A 15,958-nucleotide genomic window follows, 5' to 3' on the forward strand; every position below is an offset into this window, starting at 1 on the left:
CTCAGGCGGGCCCGGTCCCGCTCACCGCGTACTCGGGCCGGGACACGCCCGCGGCCCGGCGATCCACAATGGACTGCAGGATCTCGCCGACCCGGACGGCGGTGTTGGACAGCAGCGACGACGTGATGCCGTGCGTGTGCTCGGTACCGCCCTGCAGGTAGATCCCGCCGTCCAGCGGCGGCTCGGTGACGATCCGGTAGTCGCGTTCGACGCGGAGCCTGCCCTCGTCGTCACGCGCGCAGGCCGACGCCAGCTCACCGAGCAACGGCGTCGGATCCGCCGGGCTGTACCCGGTGGCGTACACGACGAAGTCGGCGTCGAGCCGGGTCCGCTCCCCGGTCTCCAGCGCTTCGACGGTGACCCGCACTTCGGTGCCGGTGTCGGTGACCTCGGTGGGGCGGGAGACGTTGATGAGCTTCAGCCGCTCGATCCCCTGCACCTTCTCGCGGTAGACACGCCGGTACAGCTCGTCGATGAGTTCGATGTCCACGGCCGAATAGTTGGTCGCGCCGTGGTAGCGCATCAGCCGATCCTTGACCGCTTCCGGCGCATCGTAGAACCGTCCGACCGCCTCGGGGTCGAAGATCCGGTTCGCGAACGCGCTGTCGTCGGCCGGGCTGTAGCCGTACCGCGCGAACACCGCGCACACCTCGGCCCGGGGGAAGCGGTCGTGCAGTAGCGCGCTCACTTCGGCCGCACTCTGGCCGGCGCCGACGACGACGAACCGGCGTGGCTCCTCGGCGGCCATCCCCTCCAGCCGGTGCAGGAGTTCGCTGTTGTGCCAGATCCGTGTGCCCGGCGTCACACCCTCGGGGAGGTTCGGCCGCAGACCGGTGCCCATCACCAGATTGCGGGCGCGCAGGTTCACCAGTTCGCCGTCGGTGCGGGCGTGCACGTCGAAGAACACGATCTCGTCGCCATCGAACACCGGCGTGACGGAGAGCACTTCGGTGCCGTAGGAAACCAGGTCGTCGACCTTTTCCGCCGCCCATTCGAAGTAGTCGTGGAACTCGATCCGCAACGGGAACAGGTTCTTGTGGTTGATGAAATCGACCAATCGGTCCTTGCTGTGCAAATACGACAGGAAGCTGAAGGAACTCGTCGGGTTCCGCATCGTCGCCAGGTCCTTGAGGAAGGAGACCTGCATGGTCGCGTTGTCGATCAACATCCCGCGGTGCCAGCCGAAACGCGCTTGACGCTCGAGAAAGTGGGCCGTGACGGTCTCGGCCCCCGGCGCGGCGTTGTGCTCGGTGACGGCGATGGCGAGCGCGAGGTTCGAGGGACCGAACCCGACCCCGACCACGTCGTAGACCGGAACCCGTTCACCGACCACTGCTCGTGCCATCTTGAACCCCTAGCGCGGCTCAGCCGCATCTCGGTACTTCGTTACAAAGACCAGGGAACCCTAACCTAAGTTAGGTGAGGCTCAACTAGTACTTTTAGTGGTGATGTTCATCCCTCGACCAGGAGGAGGCCGGTCCCATGCGGGTCGCCATGTTCGGATACCAGACCTGGGGACACCGCACCCTGCGGGCGTTGATCGACGCGGGGCACGACGTCGCCCTCGTCGTCACCCACCCGAAGAGTGACCACGCCTACGAGAAGATCTGGTCCGATTCCGTCGCGGACCTCGCCGAGGCCAACGGGATCCGCGCGCTGCTTCGGCAGCGTCCCGACGACGCGGAACTCCTGGCGGAGCTGAAGGAAGCCGATCTCGACCTGATCGTCGCCAACAACTGGCGCACCTGGCTGCCGCCCGAGATCTTCGAGATGCCGCGGTACGGCACGCTGAACGTCCACGACTCGCTGCTGCCCGCCTACGCCGGCTTCTCGCCCCTGATCTGGGCGCTCATCAACGGCGAGAAGGAAGTGGGCCTCACCGCCCACATGATGGACGCCGACCTCGACGCGGGCGACATCGTGCTCCAGCGCTCCGTGCCGGTCGGCCCGAAGGACACGACGACCGATCTGTTCCACCGGACGGTCGATCTCATCGCGCCGATCACGACCGAGGCCATCGAGCTGATCGCGAGCGGGGACTACACGCCGGTCAAGCAGGATCGGTCGAAGGCGAGTTTCTTCCACAAGCGCGCTCTCGAAGACAGCCTCATCGACTGGTCCTGGCCCGCCGAGGAGATCGAGCGGCTGGTGCGCGCCCAGTCCGACCCGTACCCCAACGCCTTCACCTACCACCGCGGGAAGCAGCTGCGCGTGATTCGTTCGTCGGTTTCGGTGGGCCGCTACGGCGGCACCCCCGGCCGGATCTTCATCCGTGAGGGTGAAGGCGTCGTGATCGTCGCCGGACCGGAGTCGCGCCGGGGCCGGTCGCACGGGCTCGTCATCGAGCGGGTGCGGACCGAGGACGGCACCGAATTGGCCGCGAACGAGTACTTCCGGACCATGGGCGGTTATCTGACCTCGCGTCCCTAGGGTGTGCTCACGGTTCGACAGCCACCCTGGAGGGACAGTCATGCCGGAGAAGATGACCGACGAGCAGCGCCGCGCCTTCCTCGCCGAAGGCACCCGCACCGCCGTCTTCGCGACGGTCCGCCCGGACGGCAGGCCGCACGCGGTCCCGATCTGGTTCGCCCTCGACGGGGACGACATCCTGGTCAACCTCGGCGAGGACTCCGTCAACGGCAAGGCGCTCAAGGAGAATCCGCGCGTCTCGGTGGTCGCCGACGACCCGGTTCCGCCTTATTCGTTCGTGAGCGTGGAAGGGGTGGCGGAGATGGTTTCGGACCCGGACGGCATCCGCGCGGGTTCGGAGTCGATCGCGCGGCGGTACCTCGGCGAAGCGGGGCAGGAGGCCATCGACGGCTGGCTCCCCTACGCGACTTCGCCGGGGAAGGTGATCGTGCGGGTGCGGCCTGAGCGTTTCGTGGCGATCGCGAAGGTCGGCGGCTGAGGTCGCTTCGGTCTCGGCACCGCCCTTGCCTGGCCGAGTCCGTGAAGGCCCCTTCCCTACCCTGAAAGTAGGCAAAGTCGGCCTTCACGGACGGTGATCACCATGTGCGCCCCACAGGTACCAGCAGTCACAGCGACAGCGCGTGAAGGACCCCTTCCCTCGGCTCAGCCGAAGAAACTCGCCCTTCACACTTCGCCCAGTACATGAAGGCCCCCTTCCTTTCGCCTATGTACAGGAAGGGGGCCTTCATATACTCCGGCGGACTCGTGATCGGACGGCCCACTCGCGGACTGATGTACCGCCGAGCGGGAGCCCCCTGGCCGCCGCCACCATCCGGCGCCAGGATGACCTCGTGGCCGAGATCGTTTTCGACGAGAACACCCGTTCCTGGCTCATGAACACGTCAGCCACGAGCTACGCGCTCAGGCTGGCCGAGGACGACACACCCTCCCATGTCTACTGGGGACCGGCGCTCACCGCCGACCAGCTCGCCGACTTGCTCCCCCGGACCAAAGAGCGCTGGGACGCCTTCAACGATCCCAACGAGGGACTCGACGAACTCGCCGCCGACGGCGGCACCCGTTACTGGACACCCGCCCTCCAGGTCCGGTTCGCCGACGGGACCCGGGCGCTCGAATGGCGGTACGTCGGCCACGAGATCGACGGCGGGCAGTTGCGCGTCCGCTTCCGCGATCGCCACTACCCCCTCCGGATCACGCTCGGCTACCGTGTCCCGGAGGGCACCGACGTCATCGAGCGCTGGACCGAACTCGGCCACGACGGCACGGACGGCCCGATCGAGATCATCCGGGCCGATTCGGCGACCTGGGTCGTGCCGGACCGGCCGGACTACCGGATCAGTCACGTCACCGGCCGCTGGGCGGCCGAAAGCCAACTGCTCCGCGAGCCCGTTCCCCACGGCGAAACGACGTTCGGCAGCAGGCGCGGCATCACGAGTCATCACGCCAATCCCTGGGTGATGCTCGACGACGGCGAGACGACCGAGCGCCACGGCGAGGTCTACAGCGCCGTGCTCGCATGGAGCGGTTCGTGGCGGATCACCACCACCCGCTCGTCCACCGGCCGCCTCACGGTGACCGGCGGGTTCGGCCAGGACGGCGTCGTCCCCCGGCTCGCCCCCGGCGGCACGCTCACCACACCGGTTTTCGCCGGGTTGTACACCGACGGCGGATTCGGCGCCGCGAGCCGCGCCTGGCACGCGTACGCGATCGGTCATGTCCTCCCGCATCCAGGCGAGCTCCGGCCGGTGCTCTACAACTCCTGGGAGGCAACGGGTTTCGACGTCACGGAGGCCGGGCAACGCGCGCTGGCACACAAGGCGGCGGCGCTCGGCGCGGAACTGTTCGTGGTGGACGACGGCTGGTTCGGCGCCCGGAACGGTGACCATGCCGGCCTCGGCGACTGGCACGTCAACCGGGACAAGTTCCCCGGCGGTCTCGAACCTCTCGTCCGGGAAGTGCACGAGCTCGGCATGAAGTTCGGGCTCTGGGTCGAACCCGAAATGGTCAATCCGGACAGCGATCTCCACCGCACCCACCCCGACTGGGTCCTCCACCATCCACATCGGACACGGTCGGAACTCCGGCGGCAGCTGGTGCTCAACTTCGCCCGCCCGGACGTCGCCGAGTGGGCGTTCGGCACGCTGGACACCCTCGTCGGCACGCACGGGATCGACTTCCTGAAATGGGACATGAACCGCCCGTTCAGCGAGGCGGGCTGGCCCGCCGACAGCGATCCGGACAGGCTGTGGGTGGACCACACTCGCTCCGTCTACGCGATCATGGACCGCCTGCGCGCCCGCCATCCCGAGCTGCGGATCGAGGCGTGCAGTGGCGGTGGCGGCCGGATCGATTTCGGGATCATCGCCAGGACGGACCAGGTCTGGACTTCCGACAACACCGACGCGCTCGACCGGCTCGTCATCCAGCACGGCTACGGCCAGATGTACCCGGCGCGCGCGATGTCGGCGTGGGTCACCGACGATCCCAACTTCGTCACCCGGCGATCCACGCCGCTGCGCTTCCGGTTCCACGTCGCGATGACGGGTGTACTCGGCATCGGCGGCGACATCGTGAAGTGGTCCGAGGAGGATCTGGACCACGCGCGCGAACAGATCGCGCTGTACAAGGAGATCCGGCCGATCGTCCAGCACGGCAGGCTCCACCGTCTCGTACCGCCTGCCACCGACGGCGTCTCCGCGCTGCAGTACGTGGCGGCCGACGGCGGACGCGCGGTGGTCTTCGTGTTCCGGCAAGCGGCACATTTCCACACTCACGAACGACCGGTCCGGCTCGACGGTCTCGACCCCTCCGCCCGCTACCGCGAAGAGGACACCGGAAAGGTGTGGCACGGTGCCTCGCTCCTGGCACACGGCCTGTTCCCCGGTTTGCCGGAGGGAGATTTCGCCAGCGCGGTAGTCCGTTTGACCAAGGTCTGAGCGCGGCGATAGATCAGATGTATCGGCCATTTTTCGCGCTCTCGGCCCGCAAACGCCGCTTGACATCCCCCTAGACATCCGATCGAATGCCGTCGTATATGAGACCGCGAGAAGGGTGACTGGGGCATGAGAAGGTCCTTCGCGTTGGGAGCCGCGCTACTCCTCGCCGCGAGCCTCACCGGATGCACGGTCGGCGGCGGGACGAGCGCATCCGGCAACGAGATCACCTTCCTCACGTTCGAGACGCCGAACCTCCCACCGTCCTATTGGGACTCCGCGATCCAACGCGTCACCGACCGCAATCCCGGCCTGAGCGTGAAGAAACTGGTCGCCCCGTCGACCGACCGCACCGGCTACGCCAAGCAATTGTTGCAGTCCGGCCAGTTCCCGGACGTCGCGATCGCCGTCGACTCGGCCGGTTTCGCCGAATCGGGCAACCTCTACGCGTGGACGCCCGAGGAGCTCAACGACTTCCAGTTCCCCGCGGCCAACCCGATCAAGGGCGGGCACCACCAGCTGCCCGCCAACACCCAGACCATCCCGCCGATCTACTACAACAAGAAGCTCTTCGCCGACGCCGGGATCACGTCGGCACCGAAGACGTGGAACGAACTCCTGGCCGCGTCGGAGAAACTGAAGGCGAAGGGCATCACTCCGTTCACCATCGGCGGTGGCAAGGAGGGGTTCCCGTCCGCGATGCTGCTGGACGGCCTGGTCAGCGTCGACGTCTACGGCACGACACCGGACTGGCTTTCCCAGCGGCGAGCCGACAAGGTCAAGTTCACCGATCCGGCGTTCCAGCGGGCGTTCGGCAAGTTCGCCGACCTGGTGGCCAAGGGCTACCTCGACAAGACCCAGGTCTCGCGGGACTACTCGGCGACCGAGGCGGCCTTCCTCGACGGCGAGGGCGCGATGTACCCGATGGGCAACTGGTTCGCCGCCAGTGCCGACGCCAAGAAGCCGCCGTTCGAGATCGGCGTCTTCAACTTCCCTTCCGAGGACGGAAAACTCGTCGTTCCCGCTTACACCGGTGGCGGCATCGTCGTCAACGCGAAGTCGCGGCACCTCGACGCGGCAAGGAAGTTCGCGCTCGCGTTCCAGCTCGACAAGGAGCAGATCGACGCCTCGGTCAAGGCCGACGGCCTGTTCCCCGCGGTCAAGGGCTACACGCCGCCCTCCGAGGTCGGCCCGGTCTTCAAGGCGGGCTACGACTTGTATCAGGAAGCCGTCGCGAAGAACGCGGTGGTGAACGCCTTCAGCTGGGAAACCGCGGACGACGGTCTCCTGCCGGGGATGAAGGACAAGGTCTACCAGGCCGCGCAGGACGTCATCACCGGCCGCAAAACGGTGGCCGACGCGTGCGCGTTCCTGGACACCGAATGGGCGAAGGCGCGCTGACACCACGATGGGGAGAAAACCGATCCTGCCGCGGGTGTGGCATTTCGCCTCGTTCGGCGCGCCCGGTGTCGTCATCTACCTCTGCTTCGTCATGGCGCCGATCCTCATCAGTTTCGGCTACAGCCTGACGAACCACAATCCGTTCGACCCGCCCGCGGAATTCGTGGGGCTCGAGAACTACCGGCTGCTGTTCCAGGACGAACAATTCCTGACCGCGCTCCGGGTCACGACGATCCTGACCGTGATCGTCGTGGTCGTCCCGAACGTGCTCGGGCTCGGCGTCGCGGTGCTGCTCGACCGGAAAGGCCGGCTGTACAACGTTTTGCGCAGCGTGTTCTTCACGCCCGTGATCCTCAGCTCGGTCGTGGTCAGCATCATCTGGACGAAGCTGCTCGACGATCGGGGCCCGGTCAACGACGCGCTCCGCGCCCTCGGCGTCGAGCATCCGCCGGGCTGGCTTTCGGATCCGGACCTCGCGCTGTACTCGGTCGCGTCGATCGTGTGCTGGCAGATGCTGGGGTTCTGCGTGGTCGTGTACCTCGCGGGCCTGCAGGGTGTCCCGGCCGAACTGCTGGAGGCCGCGGAGATCGACGGCGCCGGACCGGTCCGGCGGTTCCGCGCGGTGACCTGGCCACTGCTCGCGCCGTCACTGACGATCAACACCGTCGTCCTGCTGATCTCGGCGTTCAAGACCTACGACTACGTCAAGGTGGTCACCAACGGCGGGCCCGGTTCCGGGACCACGGCCACCATCGCGTTCGCTGTCCTCGCCACCGGCCTCGACGCGAACCATGTCGGCTACGCGTCCGCGATGGCCGTGGTGATGCTGGTGATCGTGGCGACGCTGACCACGATCGTGCTGCGGTTCCTGCGGCGACGGGAGGTGGACCTGTGACCACGAAACTCCGGCCCGCCGCGGCGATCCTGGCGAGCGCGCTCTTCGCCGTGCCGCTGTACTACGTGCTCGTCAACGTCTTCAAACCCGGCGATCGGATCGCCCAGGAGCCGGCGTCGGTCCCGCTGCCACCGACGCTGTCCAACATCCACGCCGTCCTCACGCGGCCCGACGGCCTGTTCTGGGTGAGCCTGGCGAACAGCGTGCTCGTCACCCTGCTGTCGATCATCGTGCTGACGGTGCTGTCGGCCATGCTCGGGCATTACCTCGCGCGTTCCGGCAAGCGTTGGACCAAGGTGCTCACGCTGATTCTGCTGGCGGGTCTGATGATCCCGCCCCAGGTGATCCTGATCCCGGTCACCGAGGTGCTGCGGCTGACCGGGCTGATGGCGACGATCCAGGGCTTGGTGCTGTTCAACGTCGGCTACTACGTGCCGTTCGGTGTCTTCGTGTTCACCGGGTTCATCCGCGGGGTGCCGGTGGAACTCGAGGAGGCCGCCCTGCTCGACGGCGCGAGCAGGACACAGGTGTTCTGGCGGATCGTGTTCCCGCTGCTGCGCCCGGCCACGGCGAGTGTGCTGATCTTCCTCGGGGTGTGGATCTGGAACGATTTCATCGATCCGCTGATCATCCTCGGCCCCAGCCAGGGCACGACGATCACCACCGGGATCTACCGCTCGATCGGGCAGTACCAGGCGGATCTCGGCAGCGTGTTCGCGCTGATGTTCCTGGCGACCCTTCCGGTGCTGATCTTCTACCTGGCGTTGCAGAAGCAGTTCGTGAAAGGGCTCACCGGCGGCGCCACCAAGGGCTGACCCGCGTTTGGTCCTCTGAAATGCTCAGAGCTCCGTGACCTTGCCGTCGGCGACTTCCAGCCGCCGCGTCGTCGCCACCGCGTCCAGCATCCGGCGGTCGTGCGTCACCAGCAGCAACGTCCCCGGATACTCCGCCAGCGCCGACTCCAGTTGCTCTATCGCGGGCAGGTCGAGGTGGTTCGTCGGTTCGTCGAGCACGAGCAGGTTCACCCCGCGCGCCTGCAGCAGCGCCAGCGCGGACCGGGTCCGCTCCCCCGGCGACAACGTGGCCGCGGACCGGAGCACGTGCGCGGCCTTGAGCCCATACTTCGCCAGCAGCGTCCGCACATCGGCGTCGGCCAGTTCCGGGACCTCCCGGGCGAACGCCTCGACCAGCGGAAGGTCACCAAGGAACAGCTTCCGCGCCTGGTCGACCTCACCGACCACCACACCGGAACCGAGTGACGCGGCGCCTTCGTCGACCTGGACGCGTCCGAGCAGCGCGGCGAGCAGCGTCGACTTCCCGGCGCCGTTGGCCCCGGTGATCGCGACCTTGTCCGCCCAGTCGATCTGCAGGTCCACCGGGCCGAGGGTGAACTCGCCCCGCCGCACCACCGCGCCACGCAGGGTCGCCACGACCGCGCCCGCCCTGGGCGCGGCGGCGATCTCCATCCGCAGTTCCCATTCCTTGCGCGGTTCCTCGACGACTTCGAGCCGCTCGATCATGCGATCGGTCTGCCGGGCCTTCGACGCCTGCTTCTCCGTCGCCTCGCTCCGGAACTTGCGGCCCACCTTGTCGTTGTCGGTGGCCTTGCGCCGGGCGTTCTTGACGCCCTTCTCCATCCACGACCGCTGCATGGCGCCACGGGCTTCGAGCGAGGCCTTGGTGTTCGCGAACTCCTCGTACTCCTCGCGGGCGTGCCGCCGCGCGACGGCGCGTTCCTCCAGGTACGAGTCGTAACCGCCGCCGTAGGTCCGCACCTGCTGCTGCGCGTAGTCGAGTTCGACGACGCGATCCACGGTGCGGGCGAGGAATTCGCGGTCGTGGCTGACCAGCACGGTCCCGGCACGCAACCCGGTCACGAACCGCTCGAGCCGTTCCAGCCCGTCGAGGTCGAGGTCGTTGGTCGGCTCGTCGAGCAGGAAGATGTCGTACCGGCTCAGCAGCAGGGAAGCCATTCCCGCGCGGGCCGCCTGCCCGCCCGACAACGACAGCATCGGTTGGTCGAGGTTCACGGTGAGCCCGAGATCCGCGACGACCTCGCCCGCCCTGTCGTCCAGGTCGGCCCCGCCGAGCGCGAGCCAGCGGTCGAGCGCGAGACCGTACGCGTCGTCCGCGCCGGGTTCGCCCGCGGTGAGCGCTTCGGTGGCGGCGTCGAGCGCGGCCTGTGCGGCGGTGACGCCGGTGCGCCTGGAGAGGAACGCGCGGACGGACTCACCCTCACGGCGTTCCGGCTCCTGCGGGAGGTGACCGACGGTGGCCGTCGGCGGGTTCAGCCGTACGCTGCCCTCTTCCGGCGGGACCAGGCCACCGAGGGTCTTCAGCAGGGTCGACTTGCCCGCACCGTTGACCCCGACGAGACCGATCACTTCGCCGGGCGCGACGACCAGGTCGAGACCGGAGAACAGGACACGGTCGCCGTGGCCGGCGGCGAGATTCTTGGCAACGAGTGTGGCGCTCATGAGATCGGTAAGTCTACGGGGGCCGATTGAACAGCTCGTGGTCCCTCGGAAGAGTGGCAAGTATCCAAGCGATCACGGAACGTGGGTAACCTGGTTGTTCTTCTGGACCCGAACGAATCCCCGAGCATTGAGGTCGGTGACAGCAAATGGCGGACTCCGCCACCCCGGTCCCCGTCGTCCACCAGCAGAAAGGCGGTACCCGTAGGCCGACGTTGAGCAGGCGGCGGGAAGTCGGTCATGCCAGCGCGCGGTCGCTGCTGATGACGATCCTCGGCGAGTACGTCCTGCCCCGTGATCAATCGATCTGGACGTCGACGCTGGTCGAAGCGCTGCGCGTGCTGGACATCGAGGAGAAGTCCGCACGGCAGGCGCTGGCCCGCTCCTCCGCCGAGGGCTGGGTCGTGTCCGAACGCGTCGGGCGAAGAGTGCGCTGGTCGCTCACGCCACCCGGCAGACGGCTGCTGACCGAAGGCGCGGAACGGATCTACGCGTTCGGCAACGAGGAGAAGGCCTGGGACGATCGCTGGCTGATGCTGATCGTGTCGGTCCCCGAGGCGAAGCGGGATCTCCGGCACAGGCTGCGCACCCGCCTGACGTGGGCCGGGTTCGGCTCGCCGGTGGCCGGCGTCTGGGTCAGCCCGGATCTCAGCCGCCAGCGGGAAGCCCAGCAGATCGTGCAGGAACTCGGCCTCGACGCGCAGGCGATGTCGTTCACCGCCGCTTACGGTGACGTCGGCGATCAGGAGACGATGGTCGCGCGGTCCTGGGACCTCAGTGACCTCAAGGACCGCTACGAGGACTTCATCGACCGGTTCACCGGTCTGCACCCTTCCGGGGAGCGCGGCGTCCTGCGCGCGCAGACCGAACTCGTCCACGAATGGCGCAGCTTCCCCTTCCTGGATCCGCGCCTTCCGCTAAAACTCCTCCCCGACGGTTGGAGCGGCGTGCGCGCGGCGGACCTGTTCCACCGCAAGCACGTCGAATGGCGACCAGAAGCACAGGCGCAATGGGACGAACTCGTGGCGGCGTCGGACTAGGGTCACGGAAAACAACCCATCGGAGGGAACCGCCTTGGCCGCCTCGATCCGCCTCGACCGTGAAGACGACCTCGCCGTCCTGACCATCGCTTCACCGCCACTGAACCTCTACACGGCGGAACTGCAGGCCGAACTGGGCGAGGCGATCGGCGAACTGGAGACCACGCCGCCGCGCGCGGCGCTGATCCGCGCCGAGGGGAAGATCGTCAGCGGCGGCGTGGACGTCTCCCTGTTCGACGCCCAGGCGAGCGCGGCCGAGGCCAAGGTGCTCTTCGACGAGATGCTGGCGATCCCCGACCGGATCGCCGCGCTCCCGTTCCCCACCGTGTTCGCCGCCCACGGTCTGTGCCTGACGTGGGCGTTCGAGGTCGCGGTCGCCTGCGACATCATCCTCGCGAGCGAGAAGGCCAAATTCGGCCTGGTCGAACGCGTCGTCGGCCTGACCCCGACCATGGGCGGCACCCAGCGGCTCGCCGCCCGCGCCGGCGTCGGCCGCGCCAAGGAGTTCGTGATGACGGGCGCGACCTATGACGCCGCGACCCTCGAACGCTGGAACGTGGTGAACCGGGTGTTTCCGATCGACGGCTTCGACGAGGCCGTACGCGCCTTCACGACCGACCTCGCGCAGGGGCCGACGAAGGCGCACGCCGCCACCAAGAAGGTTCTCGAACACTACGAGCACGGCGGCGTCGCCGAGGCGAACGAGCACATCACGACGATCGCCGCCGGGCTCTTCGACACCGAGGATCTGCGCGGCGCGGTGAAGTCGTTCCTCGCCGACGGCCCCGGCAAGGCGACCTTCACCGGCCGCTGAGCCGCTAGGGCCGCTGACCGACCCCGTCCACCACGCCGGACGCGGTCACCGCGGTCGAATTCGTGCCCAGATACAGGAACGTGTCGGCGGCGAAGACGATCACCACCGGTTTCGCCACCTTGGCGTCGTCCCTCGGCCCCAGCGGCCAGGTGATGCCCACCCCCGGCCTGCCCGCCGCGTCCTGGGTGTGGTCGATGGCGCGCAGCCCTGGGACCTTCGCCGCCGCGCCGAACAGGGCCGCCCGGGTCGCGGGCGAAAGATAACTCTCGTTCGCCAGCGCGAGGACGTCCTTGCCCATCGCGTTGAAGTCGCCGTCGTGACCGCTGTGGTTGGCGTTGAGGTAGGCGAACATCGCGTCCGCGTCGGTGGGGAGATCCGCCCGATAACCGGGCGACGGCGTGCACGGCTCCATGACCCCGTCGAGCGGCTCGTCATCCCGGTACACTTGCGCCCGCCCGTTCCGGCAGCCCGGAAGCGGGAAGGAACTTCCGTTCGCGAGCTTGATCAGCCCGTCGTGGGTGCCATCGGCCGAAAGCCACGATTCGCGCTCGCCGTTGGGCTCTTTGGTCTTGGTGTAGAGGAATTGATCGGGCCTCGGCGGTGCGGCGGGAGACTTCAGCGCGGCCGCGGCGGCGTTCCGGAGCACTGTCACGGGATCCGCGGCAGCCGTGGGAGGTTGGAGACCGGCCTGTTCGACCGGGGCGAGCGCCACGACGGCGGTGACCGCCGCGGCGAGACCGACCGCACCGGCACCGACCCAGACTCCGCGTCGCCTTTTCCGCAGCGGCACCACGTTTTCCGTCTCGGCGGCCGCGATCTCGGCCATCAATCGCGCGCGGGCCGCGCCGAGCGCGCCGGATTCCGCGAGCGGTACCGATCCCGTCCGATCGGCGATCAGCTGCAGCTCATCCATGGGTGGAGATCTCCTTCGCGGTCGTGGTGTCCGGGCGCCCGAGCGCCTCGCGGACCTTTCGGCGGGCACGGTTGAGCCGAGAGCGGACGGTGCCGAGCGGGATTCCCAGCGCGGTGGCTATCTCCTCGTAGGAGAGGCCTTCTCCGGCGAACAGCGTGAGCGTGTCCCGGTCGCCGTCGGCCAGTTCCGCCAGCGCGGAGTCCAGCAGCTTCCCCATCGCCTCGGCGGTCACCTGATCGGCGACACGTTCGGCGTGTCCTTCTTCGTCGGGTGGCGGGCCGAGGGCCTTGCGGAGTTTCAACTCCCTGACTTCGTCACGGCGCCGCTGCGCCACCAGGTTGGTCGCGATGCCGTAGAGCCACGGCCGGGCGTCGCGGCGTTCGGTGTCGTATCCGTCGCGTTTGCGGAAGGCGATCAGGAACGCCTCACCCAGCATGTCCTCCGCGGCCGAGGGCCCGATCCGCCTGGTCAGGTAGCGGTGGATGTGCGCGGCATGCCGGTCGAAGATGACCGAGAACCAGTCCGGCCTGGTCACCGACCTCGCGATCAACTCCGCGTCTTCGAGATCGCCCGGATCCGCCCTTGATGAGCTCATGAACCGCCCTTCGCCGTTCGTCAGTGTCACCTGCTATCCGCGGCCAGGGCCGAACGGGTTCACGACCGACGAATCGGTCTAGACCTTTTATGCGCTCCGCGCTACATTCAAGTGTGGTCTAGACCACACGCGCCATCTTTCGAGCAGGTCAGTCTCGCCGCCTCTTTTGGAGAGAACCGCCATGAGACGCACCAGAAGAAGACTACTCAGCGCACTCACCGTGACACTCCTCGCCGCCGGGCTCCTCGTGGCCGCGGGTACTCCCGCGCTGGCGGCAGGCCGCCTCCGCGCAGCTTTCACCTTGACCGGGACCACCGGCGAGTACACCGTCACCAACCCCAGCAGCGAAACCGTCGCCGACTGGTCCATCACCTTCACCGTCCCCGCCGGCGTGACCGCCACCAGCGGCTCCAACGGCACGGTTTCCCAGACGGGCAACCAAGTCACCTTCACCCCGGCGTACTACATCAAGTCCCTCGCGCCGGGCCGTTCGACCTACCCCTACAGCCCGTCGTTCCGGCTCAGCTCCGCGGTCAACCCGACCACCTGCCGGATCGACGACGCCAACTGCGACGGCTCCGGCGACACCCCGCCGTCGACCCCGGCCAACCTGCGACTCGTGGCGAAGACGACCACGACCGCCGCGCTGGCCTGGAACGCCGCCGCCCCGGGTTCCCTGCCCGTCGTCGGCTACGACGTCTACCAGGGCACCACGCTGGCGGCATCGGTCACCGGCACCGAAGCGAGGATCACCGGCCTGACGCCGAACACGGCGTACAGCTTCACCGTCGTCGCCAAGGACCGGAAGGACGCCAAGTCGCCGCCCACCCCGGCACTGGCGGTGACCACCAACAATCCGAGCGACGACACCCAGGCACCGACCGTGCCGTCGAACCTCCGCTCGACAGCGGTCACCTCGGGCTCGATCTCCCTGGCGTGGAACGCGTCCACGGACAACACCGGCGTCGTCTCGTACGACGTCTACCGCGGCACGACGCTGGCCACCACGGTGACCGGAACGACCGCGACGGTGACCGGGCTTTCACCGTCCACTTCGTACTCTTTCACGGTCAAAGCCCGTGACGGGTACGACAACGTCTCCGCGGCGAGCGCCGCCGTCAGCGCTCGCACCGGCGACATCGTGAACGGGTACGCCCGGGTCGGCTATTTCGTCCAGTGGGGCATCTACGGCCGCCAGTTCTTCGTCAAGAACATGGTGACCAACGGATCCGCCGCCAAGCTGACCCATCTGCTGTACGCCTTCGGGAACATCGACCCGGTCAACCACACCTGCCTTTCGGGCGTCACGAAGGGCACGACGCCGAATCCCCAGGACCCGAACCAGGGTGACGGCGCCGGCGACGCGGAAGCCGACTACTCGCGGCCGATGTCCGCCGCCCAGTCCGTCGACGGCGTCGGCGACACCGGCTGGGAGACGCTGCGGGGCAACTTCAACCAGCTGAAGAAGCTCAAGGCCAAGTACCCCAACTTGAAGATCCTCATCTCCCTGGGCGGCTGGACCTACTCGAAGTACTTCTCCGATGTCGCGGCCACGCCCGCTTCACGGCAGAAGTTCGTCGCGTCGTGTATCGACACGTACCTCAAGGGGAACGTGAAGCCGTACGGCGGCGCCGGCGGCCCGGGAACGGCCGCGGGCATCTTCGACGGCATCGACATCGACTGGGAGTGGCCGGGCAGCCCCGACGGGCACCCAGGTAACCACTGGAGCGCCAACGACAAGACGAACCTGACCGCCCTGCTGGCCGAGTTCCGCACGCAGATGGACGCCTATGGCGCGACCACCGGCAAACGGTACGAACTGCAGGCGTTCACCCCCGCCGACCCGGCGAAGGTGAAGGGCGGCTGGGAGATCCCGAAGATCTTCGACTACCTCGACGTCGCGAACGTGCAGGGCTACGACTTCCACGGCTCCGGCAGCGACAACTCGTGGGAGCCGAACCGCACCGGCCACCAAGGAAACCTGTACGCCGACGCGGACGATCCGTACAACTTCAAGTTCAGTGTCGAATCGGCGATCAACGCCTACACCGAGGCCGGGGCCAATCCACGGAAACTCACCCTCGGGCTCGCCTTCTACGGGAGAGGCTGGCAAGGAGTCGCCGACGGCGGAAAGAAGGGCGAATGGCAGAGCGCGACCGGAGCCGCGCCGGGCCAGTTCGCCGAGGAAGCAGGTACTCGTGGCTACGCGAATCTCCTGGCCAGTGTCCCCAACTGTGCCGTCCAGCACGACACCGCGGCCGTGGCCACGTCGTGCTACACGGGCAACGGCGGGCAATGGTGGACCTTCGACGACGCCTGGTCCATCCAGCAAAAGGTCGCCTGGCTCAAGACCAGAGGACTGCTCGGGGTCATGGCCTGGGAGATGTCCGGTGACACCGGATCCCTCATGACCACAGTGGACAACTCGCTGAAGTGACGGTTCCCTCGCGCGTGGTGCGCCAC

At 67.7% G+C, this 15,958-nt stretch carries 13 protein-coding genes; 9 read left to right on the forward strand and 4 right to left on the reverse strand.

Translation table 11 applies throughout. From position 1 onward, the window contains the following. Nucleotide 1: 1 nt before the first annotated feature. A complete protein-coding gene (locus tag BLW75_RS05645; RefSeq protein ID WP_034306327.1) occupies nt 2-1,345 on the reverse strand; it encodes a lysine N(6)-hydroxylase/L-ornithine N(5)-oxygenase family protein in 1,344 nt (447 codons plus the stop codon). Between the two features lie 137 nt (nt 1,346-1,482). On the opposite strand from BLW75_RS05645, the gene BLW75_RS05650 reads away from it, so the two are divergent. The 6 genes from BLW75_RS05650 (at nt 1,483) to BLW75_RS05675 (ending at nt 8,474) form a co-directional block, all read left to right on the forward strand. Further along, the gene (locus tag BLW75_RS05650; protein WP_034306325.1) at nt 1,483-2,430 is read left to right on the forward strand and encodes a methionyl-tRNA formyltransferase; all 948 of its coding nucleotides are present in this window, start codon (nt 1,483-1,485) and stop codon (nt 2,428-2,430) included. A gap of 40 nt (nt 2,431-2,470) precedes the next feature. After that, on the forward strand, nt 2,471-2,908 hold the full coding sequence (locus tag BLW75_RS05655) for a PPOX class F420-dependent oxidoreductase (RefSeq protein WP_034306324.1): 438 nt from the start codon (nt 2,471-2,473) through the stop codon (nt 2,906-2,908). A gap of 352 nt (nt 2,909-3,260) precedes the next feature. Continuing rightward, complete coding sequence (locus tag BLW75_RS05660) at nt 3,261-5,366, forward strand: alpha-galactosidase (protein WP_034306322.1); 2,106 nt, start codon at nt 3,261-3,263, stop codon at nt 5,364-5,366. Nucleotides 5,367-5,492: 126 nt separating this feature from the next. Then, nucleotides 5,493-6,764, forward strand: coding sequence for an extracellular solute-binding protein (locus BLW75_RS05665; RefSeq protein ID WP_034306320.1), 1,272 nt, complete (start codon nt 5,493-5,495; stop codon nt 6,762-6,764). Between the two features lie 7 nt (nt 6,765-6,771). Beyond that, the gene (locus tag BLW75_RS05670) at nt 6,772-7,659 is read left to right on the forward strand and encodes a carbohydrate ABC transporter permease (RefSeq protein ID WP_241783297.1); all 888 of its coding nucleotides are present in this window, start codon (nt 6,772-6,774) and stop codon (nt 7,657-7,659) included. Continuing rightward, complete coding sequence (locus tag BLW75_RS05675; protein ID WP_034306318.1) at nt 7,656-8,474, forward strand: carbohydrate ABC transporter permease; 819 nt, start codon at nt 7,656-7,658, stop codon at nt 8,472-8,474. Before BLW75_RS05670 ends, BLW75_RS05675 begins: the two co-directional genes overlap by 4 nt. 24 nt (nt 8,475-8,498) lie before the next feature. Here BLW75_RS05675 and BLW75_RS05680 read toward each other — a convergent pair whose 3' ends face one another. Further along, nucleotides 8,499-10,136 carry an ABC-F family ATP-binding cassette domain-containing protein gene (locus tag BLW75_RS05680; protein ID WP_034306316.1) on the reverse strand — a complete coding sequence of 546 codons (1,638 nt, stop codon included), beginning with the start codon at nt 10,134-10,136 and terminating at the stop codon, nt 8,499-8,501. 146 nt (nt 10,137-10,282) lie between these two features. Between BLW75_RS05680 and BLW75_RS05685 the strand changes: the two genes are divergently transcribed. Together BLW75_RS05685 and BLW75_RS05690 are read left to right on the forward strand one after the other, a co-directional pair. Beyond that, on the forward strand, nt 10,283-11,173 hold the full coding sequence (locus tag BLW75_RS05685) for a PaaX family transcriptional regulator (RefSeq protein ID WP_091596929.1): 891 nt from the start codon (nt 10,283-10,285) through the stop codon (nt 11,171-11,173). A 34-nt stretch (nt 11,174-11,207) separates the two neighbouring features. Further along, nucleotides 11,208-11,987, forward strand: coding sequence for an enoyl-CoA hydratase/isomerase family protein (locus BLW75_RS05690; protein WP_034306313.1), 780 nt, complete (start codon nt 11,208-11,210; stop codon nt 11,985-11,987). Nucleotides 11,988-11,991: 4 nt separating this feature from the next. Here the strand turns inward: BLW75_RS05690 and BLW75_RS05695 are convergent, their stop codons facing one another. Beyond that, the gene (locus BLW75_RS05695; protein ID WP_034306311.1) at nt 11,992-12,900 is read right to left on the reverse strand and encodes a CU044_5270 family protein; all 909 of its coding nucleotides are present in this window, start codon (nt 12,898-12,900) and stop codon (nt 11,992-11,994) included. Continuing rightward, nucleotides 12,893-13,495: an RNA polymerase sigma factor gene (locus BLW75_RS05700; RefSeq protein WP_034306860.1), complete on the reverse strand. Its 603-nt coding sequence runs from the start codon at nt 13,493-13,495 to the stop codon at nt 12,893-12,895. The genes BLW75_RS05695 and BLW75_RS05700 overlap by 8 nt, the downstream gene beginning before the upstream one ends. Before the next feature lie 220 nt (nt 13,496-13,715). On the opposite strand from BLW75_RS05700, the gene BLW75_RS05705 reads away from it, so the two are divergent. Continuing rightward, the gene (locus BLW75_RS05705) at nt 13,716-15,932 is read left to right on the forward strand and encodes a glycosyl hydrolase family 18 protein (protein ID WP_034306309.1); all 2,217 of its coding nucleotides are present in this window, start codon (nt 13,716-13,718) and stop codon (nt 15,930-15,932) included. Nucleotides 15,933-15,958 lie beyond the last annotated feature (26 nt).

It is taken from the genome of Amycolatopsis lurida (genome assembly GCF_900105055.1).
In the GTDB taxonomy this organism is placed as follows: domain Bacteria; phylum Actinomycetota; class Actinomycetes; order Mycobacteriales; family Pseudonocardiaceae; genus Amycolatopsis; species Amycolatopsis lurida.

Excerpts from the sequence above, each read along its gene's own strand:
- BLW75_RS05645 (WP_034306327.1), bottom strand. The coding sequence starts at position 1,345 with ATGGCACGAGCAGTGGTCGGTGAACGGGTTCCGGTCTACGACGTGGTC.
- BLW75_RS05650 (WP_034306325.1), top strand. The coding sequence starts at position 1,483 with ATGCGGGTCGCCATGTTCGGATACCAGACCTGGGGACACCGCACCCTG.
- BLW75_RS05655 (WP_034306324.1), top strand. The coding sequence starts at position 2,471 with ATGCCGGAGAAGATGACCGACGAGCAGCGCCGCGCCTTCCTCGCCGAA.
- BLW75_RS05665 (WP_034306320.1), top strand. The coding sequence starts at position 5,493 with ATGAGAAGGTCCTTCGCGTTGGGAGCCGCGCTACTCCTCGCCGCGAGC.
- BLW75_RS05670 (WP_241783297.1), top strand. The coding sequence starts at position 6,772 with ATGGGGAGAAAACCGATCCTGCCGCGGGTGTGGCATTTCGCCTCGTTC.
- BLW75_RS05680 (WP_034306316.1), bottom strand. The coding sequence starts at position 10,136 with ATGAGCGCCACACTCGTTGCCAAGAATCTCGCCGCCGGCCACGGCGAC.
- BLW75_RS05685 (WP_091596929.1), top strand. The coding sequence starts at position 10,283 with ATGGCGGACTCCGCCACCCCGGTCCCCGTCGTCCACCAGCAGAAAGGC.
- BLW75_RS05695 (WP_034306311.1), bottom strand. The coding sequence starts at position 12,900 with ATGGATGAGCTGCAGCTGATCGCCGATCGGACGGGATCGGTACCGCTC.
- BLW75_RS05700 (WP_034306860.1), bottom strand. The coding sequence starts at position 13,495 with ATGAGCTCATCAAGGGCGGATCCGGGCGATCTCGAAGACGCGGAGTTG.